The organism is Vibrio sp. HA2012, from assembly GCF_002812955.1.
In the GTDB taxonomy this organism is placed as follows: domain Bacteria; phylum Pseudomonadota; class Gammaproteobacteria; order Enterobacterales; family Vibrionaceae; genus Vibrio.
The window spans coordinates 355,952-372,251 of sequence record NZ_PFXK01000003.1 but is presented as its reverse complement, the minus strand read 5'-3'; the positions used below and the strand labels follow the sequence as shown (position 1 = coordinate 372,251).

15 protein-coding genes are annotated in these 16,300 nt (G+C 44.1%); 9 read left to right on the top strand and 6 right to left on the bottom strand.

Annotated features, from left to right (window positions below; all coding sequences use genetic code 11):
- The first annotated feature begins 14 nt into the window (after positions 1 to 14).
- The gene (locus CSW98_RS07890; protein WP_100799921.1) at positions 15 to 911 is read left to right on the top strand and encodes a cation diffusion facilitator family transporter; all 897 of its coding nucleotides are present in this window, start codon (positions 15 to 17) and stop codon (positions 909 to 911) included.
- A gap of 7 nt (positions 912 to 918) precedes the next feature.
- Here CSW98_RS07890 and CSW98_RS07885 read toward each other — a convergent pair whose 3' ends face one another.
- A complete protein-coding gene (locus tag CSW98_RS07885) occupies positions 919 to 1,875 on the bottom strand; it encodes an AEC family transporter (protein ID WP_100799920.1) in 957 nt (318 codons plus the stop codon).
- A gap of 343 nt (positions 1,876 to 2,218) precedes the next feature.
- Between CSW98_RS07885 and CSW98_RS07880 the strand changes: the two genes are divergently transcribed.
- The 6 genes from CSW98_RS07880 to CSW98_RS17555 all read left to right on the top strand — a co-directional run bounded on the left by CSW98_RS07880 (position 2,219) and on the right by CSW98_RS17555 (position 7,746).
- A complete protein-coding gene (locus tag CSW98_RS07880; RefSeq protein ID WP_100799919.1) occupies positions 2,219 to 3,535 on the top strand; it encodes a DEAD/DEAH box helicase in 1,317 nt (438 codons plus the stop codon).
- 257 nt (positions 3,536 to 3,792) lie between these two features.
- A complete protein-coding gene (locus CSW98_RS07875) occupies positions 3,793 to 4,614 on the top strand; it encodes a phosphate ABC transporter substrate-binding protein (RefSeq protein ID WP_100799918.1) in 822 nt (273 codons plus the stop codon).
- Between the two features lie 103 nt (positions 4,615 to 4,717).
- The gene (gene pstC / locus CSW98_RS07870) at positions 4,718 to 5,644 is read left to right on the top strand and encodes a phosphate ABC transporter permease subunit PstC (RefSeq protein WP_100799917.1); all 927 of its coding nucleotides are present in this window, start codon (positions 4,718 to 4,720) and stop codon (positions 5,642 to 5,644) included.
- Positions 5,645 to 5,650: 6 nt separating this feature from the next.
- Entirely contained in the window at positions 5,651 to 6,514 is an 864-nt protein-coding gene (gene pstA, locus CSW98_RS07865; protein WP_100799916.1) for a phosphate ABC transporter permease PstA, read from the top strand.
- A 58-nt stretch (positions 6,515 to 6,572) separates the two neighbouring features.
- Positions 6,573 to 7,322, top strand: coding sequence for a phosphate ABC transporter ATP-binding protein PstB (pstB, locus tag CSW98_RS07860; RefSeq protein ID WP_100799915.1), 750 nt, complete (start codon positions 6,573 to 6,575; stop codon positions 7,320 to 7,322).
- Positions 7,323 to 7,602: 280 nt separating this feature from the next.
- The gene (locus CSW98_RS17555) at positions 7,603 to 7,746 is read left to right on the top strand and encodes a hypothetical protein (protein ID WP_157810364.1); all 144 of its coding nucleotides are present in this window, start codon (positions 7,603 to 7,605) and stop codon (positions 7,744 to 7,746) included.
- A 144-nt stretch (positions 7,747 to 7,890) separates the two neighbouring features.
- On the opposite strand, the gene ptsP is transcribed toward CSW98_RS17555, so the two are convergent.
- The 3 genes from ptsP to dhaK are packed head-to-tail and all read right to left on the bottom strand — an operon-like array spanning position 7,891 to position 11,995.
- Positions 7,891 to 10,287, bottom strand: coding sequence for a phosphoenolpyruvate--protein phosphotransferase (gene ptsP / locus CSW98_RS07855; RefSeq protein WP_100799914.1), 2,397 nt, complete (start codon positions 10,285 to 10,287; stop codon positions 7,891 to 7,893).
- A 3-nt stretch (positions 10,288 to 10,290) separates the two neighbouring features.
- Positions 10,291 to 10,929: a dihydroxyacetone kinase subunit DhaL gene (dhaL, locus tag CSW98_RS07850; RefSeq protein WP_100799913.1), complete on the bottom strand. Its 639-nt coding sequence runs from the start codon at positions 10,927 to 10,929 to the stop codon at positions 10,291 to 10,293.
- Position 10,930: 1 nt separating this feature from the next.
- Positions 10,931 to 11,995: a dihydroxyacetone kinase subunit DhaK gene (gene dhaK, locus CSW98_RS07845; protein ID WP_100799912.1), complete on the bottom strand. Its 1,065-nt coding sequence runs from the start codon at positions 11,993 to 11,995 to the stop codon at positions 10,931 to 10,933.
- Positions 11,996 to 12,241: 246 nt separating this feature from the next.
- Between dhaK and CSW98_RS07840 the strand changes: the two genes are divergently transcribed.
- Positions 12,242 to 13,327, top strand: coding sequence for a glycerol dehydrogenase (locus CSW98_RS07840; RefSeq protein WP_100799911.1), 1,086 nt, complete (start codon positions 12,242 to 12,244; stop codon positions 13,325 to 13,327).
- Between the two features lie 137 nt (positions 13,328 to 13,464).
- Here CSW98_RS07840 and CSW98_RS07835 read toward each other — a convergent pair whose 3' ends face one another.
- The gene (locus tag CSW98_RS07835; protein WP_100799910.1) at positions 13,465 to 14,223 is read right to left on the bottom strand and encodes a DeoR/GlpR family DNA-binding transcription regulator; all 759 of its coding nucleotides are present in this window, start codon (positions 14,221 to 14,223) and stop codon (positions 13,465 to 13,467) included.
- A gap of 15 nt (positions 14,224 to 14,238) precedes the next feature.
- Positions 14,239 to 15,138: a sugar kinase gene (locus tag CSW98_RS07830; RefSeq protein ID WP_100799909.1), complete on the bottom strand. Its 900-nt coding sequence runs from the start codon at positions 15,136 to 15,138 to the stop codon at positions 14,239 to 14,241.
- A 236-nt stretch (positions 15,139 to 15,374) separates the two neighbouring features.
- Between CSW98_RS07830 and yihU the strand changes: the two genes are divergently transcribed.
- A complete protein-coding gene (yihU, locus tag CSW98_RS07825; RefSeq protein WP_332871197.1) occupies positions 15,375 to 16,286 on the top strand; it encodes a sulfolactaldehyde 3-reductase in 912 nt (303 codons plus the stop codon).
- Positions 16,287 to 16,300: the final 14 nt, after the last annotated feature.

Below are 16,300 nucleotides of genomic sequence, written 5' to 3'. Positions count from 1 at the left end.
TACTGAGATATTCTATGTGTGCCAGAACAAATCAACAGGAAAATAAGATTCTGACTGTTTCCGCCTTTCTTGCATCCGGCTTTGCTGTTGGTGGATTAATTTTGGGTCTGCTGGTCGGATCGCTGGTTATTGCGTTTGATGGTGTCTATTCATTAGTCAGTTTGCTGTTAACATTATTGTCGCTGGCTGTCTCTAAATTTATCCAAACCCCTTCTGCTAAAGCATTTCCATTTGGTAAAGCAGTATTAGAGCCGATAGTGATTGCCATCAAAGCCGCCGTTATTTTGGCTGTTGTTGGTTATTCTCTGCATTCAGCTGTGATGGCTTTGTTTACCGGTGGACGTGATATTGATATTTCTGTGGCAACCCTATTTGAGGCAGTAAGTGTATTGGTATGTGGTTATGCATGGTGGTTTATTGCCAGACACAGTCGTACCCGTTCTTCCGGCCTGATCGAAGCAGAAGCAAAACAGTGGCAGATGGATACCTTGCTGAGTGCAGCTGTTATGGTTGGCTTTGTTATTACTTGGGTTATGACTCTTTCTCCGTATGCGGAATACGCAGCTTATGCTGATCCTGTGATGATGTGCCTGATGTCGGTGTATTTTATTAAAGTACCATTTGATATGTTATGTGGTGCATTGCGTGAATTGATGATGATGTCTCCGGATGAAGAGATTTGTTCTGAGGTCGATGCCGGTGTACTGGCCGTAAACCGGGAAGCCCTGCAGGAAATTGAGCTGGCTGGGGTGATTAAGGTCGGACGTGAGCTCAGAGTAAACGTTGATGTGCACACAGATAATAACGGGCTGATCGCCGTCGATGATATTGAACGTACCCGTCGTTCACTGGCTCGTCGTTTATCCGTATTGCCGTTTGATCTGCAGCTTAATCTGAATATCGCCCGCTAGACAGTCTTTACATTAGTGTAAAGGCCGTCAGTACAAAAATACCGACAGTGCAGCTCAGCAGAGAGCCGATGGTGGTCAGAGCAATGATATTGGCCGCCAGCGAAACATTCCCCCCCATGGCTCTGGCCATCACATAGCTGGCTGCTGCCGTTGGAGCGCCAGACATAAAGAAGATAACCCCCAGAGGGACACCACGGAACCCGGCCATGAGTGCGGCTCCGGTAATAAAAAGTGGCGCCAGGATAAGCCGGTAACCCGTTGAAAACCAGGTGGACTTCTTATCATCTTTCAGTGAACGCATATTCAGGGTTCCTCCGGTACACAGAAGTGCCAGTGGTAGAGTCATATTAGCGAAATACTGTCCGGCATCCTGTACCATTTTGGGAACAGGGATGGACAAGGCGGTAAAAAGAAAACCTGCCAGTATGGAAAGAACCAGTGGATTGCGGGTGATTGTTCTGATAATCAGTGTCCATGCTTCTATTCCTTTGCTATTACCTTTCGGGGTTAAAGCAATAACAGCAAGTATATTGTACAGTACAGTCATGGGAGCAACATATATTGCTGCCTGAACAACACCATCGTCACCATAGGCATTAGCAACATAAGCAAGGGCAATGATAGCCGTATTTGCCCGGAAGCCTCCCTGAATAATTACCCCTTGATCATCTGGATTACGGAATATTTTTTTTGTGGAATAGCTGGTAAACAGAAAAAACAGCACATTAGCGATAATACCGAAAGTAATCAGCCCGGCACTGGCAGAAAAGTCATGATCAGATTTAACAATGCTAAGGAACAGTAGAGCCGGAAGTGTGACCTGAAAGACCAGTTTTGATGCTCCGTCAATAAAGCTATCATCAATCATCCGGAAACGTTTGAGGATCACACCCAGCAGTAACATTAGGCAGATAGGGCCGGTAATCGAAGCAGAAAAAAGCAGTTGAGATAAAAAGCTGTCCATAGCACTTCCGGAGTCAGTCTCTGCAGATTAAGCAGATAAGTTGATAAGAATCACAATTTATTACAGGAACTGAATACTGTAAATGGTTGACTGACTTTCTGTGTAGAACCATTATTATTTAACCTATAACGGCTCCTTTTTTTATGTATAACCGCTATATTTTTTTATGTATACCTACAACCTTTTTTACGTACAACGACATGCCTGATGTCCGCTAAGCAGAACTTTTTTCTGATGCGAACAAATTAAGCATCTTGAGGTTACTTAGGGCTCAGTTTACGGTATCATTGCGCGTTATTTTCTTCCTTTTTACCGCAGAAAACCCTATTACACGGAGCTCACCTTGTATTTTAAAGACTTAGGCTTAGACAATCGCTTACTGAAAAATCTTAATCATTATGGGTTCAGGCAAGCGACGGATATCCAGCGTCAGGCAATTCCGGTTGCCATTGCTGGTAAAGATCTGTTGGCATCGTCAAAAACCGGCTCAGGAAAAACGCTGGCATTTGTTCTGCCTGTCCTTCATAAGGCGCTAAAAACAAAAGCTTTTTCTGCGAAGGATCCAAGGGCTGTCATTCTCGCTCCGACCCGTGAACTGGCTAAGCAGGTTTATGGTGAGCTGAAAAGCATGTTGGGTGGACTTTCATACACGGCAACTTTGATCCTAGGGGGTGAAAACTTCAATGATCAGGTTAAAGCTCTGCGTCGTTATCCTAAATTTATTGTCGCAACACCGGGGCGTCTGGCAGACCATCTGGAGCATCGTTCTCTGTTTCTGGATGGTGTGGATACCTTGGTTCTGGACGAAGCGGATCGGATGTTGGATCTGGGATTTGCACCGGAACTGCGTCGTATACATAAAGCGGCAAAGCATCGTCGTCGTCAGACATTAATGTTTTCGGCGACTTTGGATCATGCGGAAGTGAACGATATTGCAGTAGAAATGCAGAATGAGCCAAAGCGCATTTCCATTGGTCATGCAAACTCTGAGCATACGGATATTACCCAGTCATTTTATCTGTGTGATCATCTGGATCATAAAGAAGCAATTTTGAACCGTATTCTGGAAGAAGCTGAATATAAGCAGGTGATTATCTTTACGGCAACCCGTGCCGATACGGATCGCCTGACCAAGGCGCTGAACGAAAAGGCACTGAAGGCTGTTGCTCTGAGCGGTAACCTTAACCAGACTCAGCGTAATACGATTATGAGTCAGTTTGAACGCTCGGTGTATAAGATACTGGTAACTACCGATGTGGCCTCCCGTGGGCTGGATATTGCCAATGTAACCCATGTAATTAACTTTGATATGCCTAAGCATACGGAAGAGTATGTTCATCGTGTTGGACGAACCGGACGTGCAGGGAATAAGGGGTCAGCACTTTCTTTAGTCGGTCCGAAGGACTGGGATAGTTTTAAACGGGTAGAGGCCTTTTTGCAGCAGTCGATAGCCTTCTCTGTTCTGGAAGGACTACAGGGTAAGTTTAAAGGTATTAAACCGCATAAGCCATCAATGTCAAAAGGCGTAAGTGCAAAAAGTAAGCATCAGAACACGAAGAAGAAGGTCGCGAAAAAAATGGTTAAACGGGATAAGAGCTTCTATCAGAATGTTGCTGTCGGGGACGACGTTTTTGTCCCGAAGAAAAACATCACGCAGTAATCACGTAGATAATGGGGCTGGTATTGCCCCATTTTACGTTTTGTTCCGTTAAACTCATTACTCCATCAAATTCTTTATTGCATAACAAGTTAAGTGTAATTCCCGTCTAAACGTCTACTGTCTTAATATCTGTAGTTGCATATATATCCTTGTCATAGAGTGTTCAACTTTGTGTAACACAAACGTCATATTTGAGTTCTAAAGTGACAACCGTTCAAGTGAAAAGTAACGGCATTCTGCCAATAAAGGAAATTGTAATGAAAAAGACAGTAATCGGTGCAATCGCTCTTGTAAGTGCTCTGGCAGTTAATACGGCTTCTGCAAAAGAAACTATTTCTGCAGTTGGTTCTTCAAGCGTCACTCCGCTAATGGAATATTTTGCTGAAACCTATACTAAGGCTCATTCTGACGTATTTATCGAAGTTCAGGGTCCTGGTTCATCTGCTGGTGTTAAAGCGGCAAAAAATGGCTCAGCAGATCTTGGTATGGCTTCACGTAACCTGAAAGAATCAGAGAAAGAACCAACGCTGAAGGCTGAGGTTATCGCTCGTGACGGTATCGCTGTTGTTGTTAACCCTAAGAATACACTAAAAGGTCTGACCGCTGAGCAGGTTGCCGCTATTTATAAAGGTGAGCTGACTAACTGGAAACAAGTGGGCGGTGATGACAAGCCTATCGTCGCTATTACTCGTGACACAGCGTCTGGTACTCGTGGTGCTTTTGAAGACATCATGGAACTGAAGAAAAAAGTGGGCGGTAAGAGTGTGTCTGCTATTTCTCAGCGTGCTCAGGTTGCTAACGGTAACGGTGGTCTGAAAACTATGGTTGCTTCTAACCCATACGCTATTGGTTATATCTCTCTGGGAACTGTTGACTCTTCTGTTCACGCTCTGGACATCGACGGTACTGCGGCGACTGTAGCAAACGTGAAAAATGGTTCTTATAAAGTTGCCCGTCCATTCCTGGTACTTTACAGAGAAGGCAAACCATCTGCAGCTACTCAGGCATTCCTGAGCTGGATGATGGAAGCAGAAGCTCAGGCTATCGTAGCTAAGAAAGGCTACATCTCAGTTAACTAATTAACTGAACTGAACGTAAAGATTATTGCTCAGCCCAGTTGTACTTTTAGGGGCTGGGCTTTTTCCTTCCATCTCGAATTCTTGTCGACATGTGAGACTTGTTATGACCATCGCAACGAGTAGTGAAAAGCCTATGACCAGCGACGTTAGCCAAACCAGAAAATTACGTGAACAAAAACGTGTGGACTGGAAAGAACGTATTTTCCACGGCTTATTTCTAACCAGTGCAGTAATCGGTATTGTTTCTCTCGCCATTATTGCGTATTTCATTTTCAGAGAGAGTATTCCCGCATTTGAAGAAGTGGGTGTTGCGGGTATCGTGTTGGGAGAGGACTGGCTTCCTCCGGCACTGTATGGTGTTTACACCATGATTATTGCTTCCGTCGTGTCTACACTTGGTGCCGTTGTGGTTGGTGTACCGATTGGGGTGTTGACGGCGATCTTTATTGCAGAGATTGCACCTAAAAGCCTTGCTGATGTCATCCGCCCGGCGATTGAATTGCTTGCCGGTATCCCGTCGGTGGTTTATGGCTTTTTTGGCCTTGTTATTATTGTTCCACTTATTCAGAACATATTTAGTATTCCTGCAGGTAATACTATTTTGGCCGGTATCATTGTTCTCGGTGTTATGATTCTTCCGACGGTTATTACTGTTTCTGAAACCTCTATCCGAGCGGTTCCCCGTTCATATAAGGAAGGCTCTCTGGCTCTGGGTGCTTCACATATCTTTACCATTTTTAAACTACTGGTTCCGGCAGCTCGTTCCGGGATTATGACCGGGGTTATTCTGGGTATTGGTCGTGCTTTGGGCGAGACGATGGCAATTATCATGGTTATGGGAAATGCCCCGGCAATGCCGAGAGGTATCCTAGATTCAGCCCGAACTCTGACGGCAAATATTGCAATTGAGATGTCCTACGCAAGTGGTGTGCATGCCAATGCACTTTATGCGACAGGTGTGGTTCTTCTGGTATTCATTATGTTCCTGAATGGGGCATTACTGTATCTGAACCGCCAGAAAGCAAGGTAATTAATGATGAATACAGTGAAATTAAAACAATCCCGTCAGATGAAAGATTCGGTTCTGAATGTATTTATTTGGGGGGCTGCGGCTTTGACAGTCGGCTTTCTGTTTTGGATCATTTGGTACATCCTGTCGAATGGTTTGCAGCATGTAAATTGGGAATTTATTACAGATAAGTACACAGTAACCAGCGATGAGAAAGGGATTTTCCCGATGATCATCTCGACGATCTATATGGTTATTGCTTCTATTTCTGTTGCGGCACCACTGGGTATTATGACGGCAATTTATCTGACGGAATATGCCAAAGTCGGCAGCCGGCTGGTCAAAATCATTCGTTTTTGTACAGAATCTCTGGCGGGGATCCCATCGATCATCTTCGGTCTGTTCGGTATGACATTTTTTGTCGCCGTACTTGGGCTCGGATTCTCGATTATTTCCGGTGCTCTGACTCTGAGTATTCTTATCCTTCCGGTTATTATTCGGACAACAGAAGAAGCATTAATGGCGGTTCCTCAGACCTATCGTGAAGGTTCATATGGTTTGGGTGCTTCAAAAATCTATACGATCTGGCGTCTCATTCTTCCCAGTGCGATTCCGGGTATCTTAACTTCGGTCATTCTGAGTATTGGTCGTGTAATTGGTGAATCTGCTCCTGTATTTCTTACTGCGGGTATGGTGGCTCGTGTTCCAGAATCACTATTTGATTCTGGCCGGACACTGACGGTTCACTTGTATAAGCTGACTACCGAGTTGTTTACCATTGATGAATGGAATCAAGCATATGGTACAGCAACGGTTCTGATTGTGGTGGTACTGATCATCAACATGGTAACCAAACTGATAGCGAAACGCTTTAATACCGCGACCTATTAATTACGCATAGCTTAGCGAACAGTTATTGCACGATTCAAAGAATTTAGAGATTAAGAAAATGAACAAATTTACTATTGAAAATCTGGATCTTTACTATGGTGACAATCAGGCACTGAAGTCCATTAATCTTCCGGTTCCTGTTCGTCAGGTAACGGCACTTATTGGCCCTTCCGGGTGTGGTAAATCGACGTTGCTGCGCTGTCTGAACCGCATGAATGATTTGATTGAAGGGGTGAAGATCACCGGTACGCTGCAAATGGACGGCGAAGATATCTACGGTAATATCGATGTTTCAGATTTGCGGATTAAAGTTGGTATGGTTTTCCAGAAACCGAACCCGTTTCCGATGAGCATTTATGAAAATGTTGCTTATGGTCTGCGGGCTCAGGGGATCAAGGATAAGAAGCATATCGATGAGGTTGTGGAACAATCCCTGCGTGGCGCTGCCTTATGGGATGAAGTAAAAGATCGCCTTAAATCGCACGCTTTTGGCTTGTCCGGTGGTCAGCAGCAGCGCTTGTGCATTGCCCGTACTATTGCAATGGAGCCGGATGTGATCCTGATGGATGAGCCAACATCAGCTCTGGATCCGATTGCAACCCATAAGATTGAAGAACTGATGGAAGAGCTGAAAAAGAGCTACACCATCGTTATTGTTACACACTCAATGCAGCAGGCTCGCCGTATTTCTGACCGGACAGCTTTCTTCCTGATGGGAGAGCTGGTGGAGCATGATGATACACAGATTATTTTTAATGATCCCAAAGATGACCGTACAAAAGGTTATGTAAACGGTGACTTCGGTTGATCCATGACCACAACAAATCCACTTCGCTGATGAGTGTTTTACTGAATTTACTGGCATTAAATCTATAACAATAAGCGATGGTACTATTGCCCCTCTTGATGAGGGGCTTTTTTTATTGGGGTTGTAATCGAGTAGAGTGTTTTTGTTGTGGTTGAATGTTTCTTTTTGTATTTTTGTGTAAATTAATTACAATATTTATTGACGAGTGTCACATAAAGATGCATGATTGTGATCAGTGACACACAATATGTATGTATATAAACAATAAAGGAGATTTACCATGAGTACTATTCTTTCTTCACAGGTCATTGGATCAGAAGTGAAAGCCCCGGCTCTTAGTGCAGTAAAAGAAATTGCTGGCATTTTAACTCTGTTTGCATATGTTGCTTTGCCTGTCTTTCTTTTGTCACTGACTTGGATGTAACGTTTCCGATTATCCAGAGGCATGTTAGTTTTTACTTTTTTGTTTTAATCTGAAGGATGAGGAGTATTGTTTTATTTTCGTGTGCACCAAAAACGGCAAACAAGAAATAATCCTATTTGCCGCTGAAGTAAGCACTAACTCAATCTAATAGTGGCTGAGCTCGCGAATCTGAGCTTTCAGACCCGGAAGCAGAGACGAACTGGCACTTAATTTATGGACACCAAGCCTGATTAAAAGCTGAGACATTTTTGTATCACCGGCCATTTCCCCACACATACTGACAGGAATACTGTTGTTTTCTGCTGCAATACAGGTTTTTTCAATCGCAGCGAGAACCGCTGTTTTCTTGTAATCTACCAGATGGGCTACTGCTGTATTCCCTCGGTCTGCGGCCATAATATATTGAGTCAGATCGTTAGTTCCTATACTGAAAAAATCAGCTTCTTTTGCCAGTTTATCAGCATTCATTACTGCTGCAGGAACTTCAATCATGATCCCAACTTTCATTGGATAATTACTTTCAGGTAGCTTTAGTTCATTACGACATTCGGTTATCAGTTCTTTCACGGCTATCAGTTCTGATACTTCAGAAACCATGGGTATCATTAACTGGATATTATGGTTCTCTTTTGCTGCGCGAAGTACCGCTTTGAGTTGAGGCTTAAACAGGGTTTCAGTATCCTGAAGGCACAGACGAACTCCACGCAGGCCCAGAAATGGGTTCTCTTCTTCTGCCATGGGATATGATGGAAGAGGTTTGTCCCCCCCGACATCCAGACTACGGATAGTAAGAGGCCGGCCTTCTAGAGCAACTGCAATATCACGATAAATTTCGTACTGTTCATCTTCTGTAGGTAGTGCCTGTTGTGACTGAAATACAAATTCAGTACGCAGCAGACCAACACCCTCAGCACCGTTTTCTAAAGCTGCTTTTACGTCATCTAGACCGCCAATATTGGCATGGATATCAACTTTAAGGCCATCAAGTGTCACCGCAGGTTTAGCTGCTTGCTCTTTTTTTACTTGTACATCTGTTATCCAGATATCACGTTCTTTGGTTAACCGAGACAGCGTTTCCGCATCAGGATTTAACCACAAGTGGCCGCATTTCCCGTCAAGAATGACCTCCTGTCGATCACTGGTCTCGGCCAGGCAGCCTTCCGCTTTAACCATGCACGGTATGCCCATGGCACGGGCAATAATTGCACTGTGAGCGGTTTTGCCACCTGCTTCCAGACAAATTCCTGCCACTTTGCCCGGATCCAGTTGAGCAGTTTGTGCCGGTGCCAGATCTTCTGCAAGAATAATGCTGTTCTCTGCTAACTCAACGATGGTCGCTTCGCTTCCGCTGAAAGCGTACATGGTTTGTCTGGCAACATCCCACACATCTGCTTCCCGCTCACGCATATACTCACTCTCTGAAGTCGCATATTCGTGAGCCAGAGCTGTCATTACTTTCATCAGTGCTGCCTGGGCAATAGCACCGCTTTTTATCTCGCTCTTGATTTTATCCAGAATGTCCGGGTCAGAGAGCATTAGCAGGTGGGCAGCAAAAATTCCAGCTTGTTCTTTTCCCAGACTTTTCTCTGCTTTCGTCTCCTGAGCTTTCATACTTGTGCAGGCTACGTCTATTGCGCGGATCAATGTATCCAGTTCGTCATCTACCGAAGTAAATGGACGATCCGGTACTTCCGGCATGATACTCCCTAGTTTGACAACGTGGCCAATAGCAATACCATCGCAAACCGGAATTCCAGTAATTGCTCCTTTAACTCTGACAATGTCAGCGCTTTTTTCAACAATTTCTGGTACTACATCGACAGATTCACCAAAGTTATCCTTGGCCAGAGCGTTAAAGGCTTCGATAACCTGGTTGGCATCTGAGCCGGAGGCAAGAATACGAATCGTGTCGTTTAATTTTACTCCCAGCTTAGCGATAGAGTTCAGGCTTTTGGCATTCACCTGAACTCCTGTTTTTTCCATCAGAATCTCAGACTCAAATTTTGCTAGTACGCTAACGATAGCCGCAGCCGGACGAGCATGTAGACCATGAGGATTCAGGATCAAATGGGAACATTCCAGAGCATCTGTTGCGATTTTGATATCGGTTGGTACAGCAGAGTGTTCTTCCTCTTCACCCAGATGTTCACGCTTTGCTGCAAGGCAACCCGTGGCTTCTGCAAGCACTGCTGACATTGGCAGATTGGCTGATGCTGCCACGGATGCGGCCATAGTCCCCTCAACAATCGGAGCTGAGCAAAGAGTAATATTTTCCGCACTATCCGGGTCCATCAGTTCAAGTGCCATTTCGGTGCTGAGCAGTGCCGATCCCATATCCATCATGATAATGACGCCACTTTCATCATAGACTTCTTCAATCGCAGCCATGATACGAATAGCGTCTGTACCAATCGGGTTTTCAGGATCATCGATGCCACCGGCTGCTGCTATTTTGCATCGGCCTTGGGTCATTTGATTGGCCAGTTCAACGATACCACCAGCAAGCAATTCGCTATGTGATACAACAACAATACCTACCATTTGTTATGCCTCATTTAATACCTTGTTTAAGGTTTCAATCATCAGCATAGTCGAGGTTGCTCCGGGATCCTGATGACCAATGCTCCGTTCACCCAGATAGCTTGCCCGTCCTTTTCTTGCCAGCATAGGAATGGTTTTTTCCGCACCGGCAGCCGCGGCTGAAGCCATCACTTGTAATGCTTCCTGTATGCTGTCTCCACGCTCTGACGCGGCATTCGCTTCAGCAATGACATCCCACCAGACATCACACATGGTTTTATCGCCAGGCTCTGCCTTTCCACGACTTACTACACCATCCACACCTGCCTGAAGTATCTCTGTCAGTTCAGCCAGATTCAGTGATTCTTTATTTGTAGATTTTGTTGCAGCCCGGATAAAGAATGTGCCATATAGAGGGCCTGACGCACCTCCGACTTTCGATAGTAGAGACATGCCTGTGGTCTTAAAGATGGTACCGATATCTTTGTCTTCTACCGATGGAAGTTTGCTTGCTACATCGCTAAATCCGCGATCCATATTCAGCCCGTGATCTGCATCGCCGATAGCAGCATCCAGTTCAGTCAATCTATTCCGGTTTTCTGAATAAACTGCACTGCAGTTATTTAGCCAGGTCAAAATTTGAGATTTTGTTATTTCAGACATATCAGCAACCCCAGCGCATTGACGGGGTTGCAACAGGAGCATCCCACAGTTCTAAGATTTCTTCATCTGCCTTTAGCAGTGTGATTGAGAAACCTTCCATATTCAGTGAAGTACAGTAGTTACCGACTAATGTACGGGCGATATTAAACCCCGCATCTTCTAACTCTTCATGCACTTTACGATAGGTGCCAAATAGTTCGGATTCAGGTGTACCGCCAAGACCATTAACAAGAACAATCAGATTATCGCCTTTATCCAGATTTTCTGTTGTTTGCTCTGTTTCAACCCACTCACCTGTTTCACGGTTCCAGATTTTCAGAATACGGGTATATGGCTGTGCTTCAAGCAGTTCTTTGAGCATTTCAGACGTTGTAGTATCTGCATTTTTATATTCACGACGTTCAATCCCCGGTTCACCATGAATGCCGACGCCAAATTCAATTTCGTCATCAGCCAGTACAAAGGAAGGCTTTCCATTTGCAGGAACAACACAAGCGGAAAGAGCAACACCGATCGAACGGGAGCGATTATTCAACCGAGTTGCCAAAGCTTCACAGTACTCAATATTTTTACCAGCATCGGCTGCAGCTCCGACTAACTTTTCAATAAGTACTGTTGCAGCAACCCCTCGGCGTCCGGCAGTGTACAGGGAATCCTTTACTGCAATATCATCGTCAATCACTATAGAACCGACGGTGATGCTGTCCATGTGCAGCATTTCTACAGCCATTTCAAAATTCAGTACATCTCCGGTGTAATTTTTAATGAGGTAAAGGACGCCTTTTTCATTTGGAATGGTTTTCCCACACTCGATCATTTGATCCGGTGTTGGTGAAGTAAATACGGCTCCCGGGCATGCTGCTGTTAACATACCTTTGCCGACAAAACCGGCATGAAGAGGTTCATGACCACTACCTCCGCCAGAAACCAGAGAAACTTTATCCTGGCTCTTTTCGTGATAGATAAAACACGGATCTTCAATCAGTTTTAAATCTGGATTCGCGAGAGCAAGACCTTTGACTTGCTCCGAAACTACATTTTCAACATCGTTTATTAATTTCTTCATCACATTCACTTCACTATTGTCAGATAAACTTTATTTGTATTGGCAGGAAGAACCTAAAGTGGGACTACTATATGTCACTAAATGTAATATTAACAACACATAAAACAAATTAAGTGACACGTTTCAAAATAAAACGAGCATAAAGCGACACGATTTCACAAAATGAGCCTCTGATCACGGTTGTACAGACATTTTGTTGGTTACATAAGCAACGCAAACCCTATCCATAACTAGAAGAGGTCTAAAATGGACAAAATTATCATTTCACCAAGCAAATATATCCAGGGCGCTAACGTGATGGCGAGTATTGGTGAATATGTCAAACCACTTGGTACTAAAGTTCTGGCCATCGCTGATGGTTTTGTGACTGGCTTGGTTGGTGAAACGGTTAAAAAAAGTTGTGAAGATGCTGGTGTAGAAATTGTTATGGCGGAATTCGTGGGTGAATGTAGCCGTCCTGAAATTGAACGCGTGATGCACATTGCAAAGGAAATTGGAGCAGAAGCTGTAGTAGGGATTGGTGGAGGAAAGACTCTTGATACCGCCAAGTCAGCGGCTTTTTTCAATAAAATTCCTGTTGTTGTTGTTCCAACCATCGCATCAACAGACGCACCGACATCTGCACTGGCTGTTGTTTATACACCAGAAGGAGAATTCAGTGAATATCTGATGATCCCAAATAATCCGAATATGGTGATCATGGATACACAGATAATTGCAGGAGCTCCAACACGCTTGCTTGTTTCTGGTATGGGAGATGCTCTGTCTACTTACTTTGAGGCTCGCGCAAATGGTATCTCAGGCAAAGCAACGATGGCTGGTGGCGCACCGACCCGTTCAGCTCAGGCTTTGGCCAAGTTATGCTATGAAACTTTGATTGAAGATGGCCTGAAAGCCAAAATTGCCTGTGATCAGAATTTATCTAATGCGGCTGTGGAAAATATCATCGAAGCTAACACCTACCTTTCCGGTATTGGATTCGAGTCTTCAGGCCTTGCTGCTGCACATGCAATCCACAATGGTCTGACAAAGCTGGAAGAGTGTCATCACCTGTATCATGGTGAAAAAGTAGCGTTTGGCACACTGACTCAACTGGTACTTGAGAATGCGCCGATGGCAGAAATCAACGAAGTACTGAATTTCTGTAAATCTGTTGGTTTGCCAACCAACCTCAAGGATATGGGAGTAGCGGAAATTAATCGTGATGATTTGATGGAAGTGGCTAAAGCTTCTTGCGCTGAAGGTGAAACTATCCACAATATGCCATTTGAAGTGACGCCTGAATTGGTGCTTGCTGCATTGTTAACGGCAAATGAACTGGGTTCGATGTAACGATCTATTTGTATAGTAAATAAAATAATGCCAGCGGATGTCGCTGGCATTATTTCTTTATTATGAGCGGTATTCAGTATTTATATTGATGAAGTGAGTTCAGATACCGGTGTCTCTGAACCGGTTATCAGAAAAAACTACATACAAATTTCTAAACGTACATCATGCTGCTTAATGACACTCATCACATCACCCGGAGGCTGTGAATCAGTAAATAATACGGTTGCCTGACTGATGTTACCCAGCTCAATGGAGCCTTTTGGTACGAACTTGGTTGAGTCCAGTGCAACAAATACATTTCTGGCGGACTTCATCACGGCCTGAGCGATCGCAGTTTCATTCAGATCATATTCTAACAGAGTACCGTCCTGATCCATGGAACCCGCACTAGTAATCAAATAGTCAAATCTAAAGTTGCTAATAAAATCAATGGCTTCTGTTCCCATAATGCCGCCATTTGATGCTCTGATTTTTCCACTGGGGATTAGCACATCAAAGCTTTTACTACTGTGCAATACATTCGCAACTCTGAGTGAATTGGTTACGATATGCAGGTTATTTTTTTTCAGCAAATGGCTGGCAATGACTTCGGTGGTGGTACCAATAGTAAGGAAAATTGTCGAATTATCAGGGATCATCTGAGCAATGCGTTCAGCAATAGCATTCTTTTCCTGTGTTTCTGATACCTTACGAATTTCATAATCAAGGTTAACTGTACTGGAAGGAGAGCTGGCGCCACCATGATGGCGAACCAGCAGTCGTTCTTCACTCAGTTTTTTTATATCTCGTCTGATTGTCTGGGTTGAAACTTCTAAGATTTCTGCCAGCTCTTCGACGGTGCAGTAACCTTTATCAATAACTAATTGTAGTAATTTCTCTTGTCTTGGATTAGTCACGATAATACCTTGTATTTAACTGGAGCACTGATTGGCTATTTCCGTATTTACGGTCATTCTGTCAGGAATACCGTCACGTCCGCCTAATTTAGTGCATTTAAGTGCTGCAACTGTATTGGAAAATATTACTGCCTGACGTGTTTCCATCTTCTCAGAAACAGCTACAGCAAAAGCGCCATGAAATACATCACCGGCTCCGGTGGTGTCAACGACATGAACTTTTCTGCCTTTCTGGTGCATAATCTGACCATTTTCCAGCCAGTAGCAGCCTTCTGCGCCGACAGTAACATAAACCATCCCATTTGTCTTTTTCTGAGCAATTTTCAACCCTTCAATCGGATTGCTGGTTTCGCTCAATTTTGCTAATCCTGGTTCAGAAAATGCCACATGATCAGCCAGTTCGACTAATTCGTCTATCGGTTCCGGAGAAAGATCGGCATCAAGTACGGATGGAATTCCATAAATACGAGCCTGCTCAAGGGCATATTTGGCGCCTTCTGGCCAACGAACATCAACTAGAATGGCTGAATACTTTGAAAAATCAACAGATAATAATGGTTCTATATCACGACTTAAGGATTTATCCTGATAATTTATGATCATACGCTCGCCTTCATCATCAACGAGTATGGCTGAAAAAGCCGAGCAGGCGTTGGGTATTTGAATACATTTTTCAACTCCTACCCCATAACCAGAGAGTTCGGAAAGCATGGTATCAGCGACGGAATCACTTCCGACACGACCAATAAAATCGACAGACTTTCCTAGCTTAGATACCGCTACAGCAGCAGTGGCAGCGGGGCCTCCTCCCACTTCAAAGTAGTCCGTTGCCACATATTTACCCCCTGTGGTCGGTAATTCAGCAACACGCTGAATCCGATCCAATACCGTTATTCCCAGACATGCTATCGGCATAGTTAAATTCTCTTCTTCTATCGTTAGTTATGCTGATAAAAGTAAGTTGTTATGTCCTTATTTTTACCAACTTCAGCGTCATCTTATGGACACTGTATAATAAAACATGATACGTAGACTACGATTTTTATCACAAAACAACATTCAAGTACATAAAACAACAAAATGTGACATGCGTTGCTGTTGCGTAAGTCAAAAGATTGTATTGTTGAATTATCAACATAATCTCTTGCAATATGAAAAAGGAACAGGACATGTCAACTATCGGATTCATCGGTTTGGGACAGATGGGAAGCCCTATGGCTGCAACTCTTATTAAAGGTGGCCATGCATTAAAAGTTTTTGATATCAGTACTGATGCAGTAGCAAGTCTGGTAGAACAGGGGGCGAAAGCTGCAGTCTCCCCTGCTGATGCTGCTATGGATGCAGAGTTTATCATTACCATGTTACCTAATGGTGCATTAGTCAGAAGTGTTATCTTCGGAGATGACAGTATTACAACAACTATGCGTAAAGATGCACTCTTGATTGATATGTCGACAATCCATCCATTCGAAACTGATGCTCTGATTAAGGAAATGGCAAAAAAAGGCTTTGAGATGATGGAAGCCCCTGTCGGGCGGACATCTGACCATGCAGTAAAGGGAGAACTTCTGATCCTTGCGGGCGGAACGAAAGAGCAGATTATTAAGGCCCAGCCTCTGTTTGACTGTATGGGTAGTGAAACTATTGATGCCGGCGGTGCAGGTATGGGTATCCGTGTAAAAATAATTAATAACTATATGAGCATTGCGTTAAATGCGTTGTCTGCTGAAGCTGCAACACTGGCAGAAGCGCTTGGCCTGGAGTTTGATACGGCGTTAAAAGTGATGAGTGGGACTCCTGCTGGTAAAGGACACTTTACTACGACTTGGCCGGGTAAGGTGCTGGCTGGCAATTTGGCTCCTGCATTTATGATTGACCTTGCGCATAAAGATTTGGGTATTGCATTAGATCTTGCTAATCAGGTTCATGTACCTATGCCATGTGGTGCTGCATCACGTGAGCTATACAGTATTGCTAAAGCAGCAGGACGTGGTCGCCAGGACTGGACTGCAGTACTTGAGCAGCTCCGGGTAACGTCTGGTCTGGAACCAAAAATCCAATAATTCGGCACCTTAAC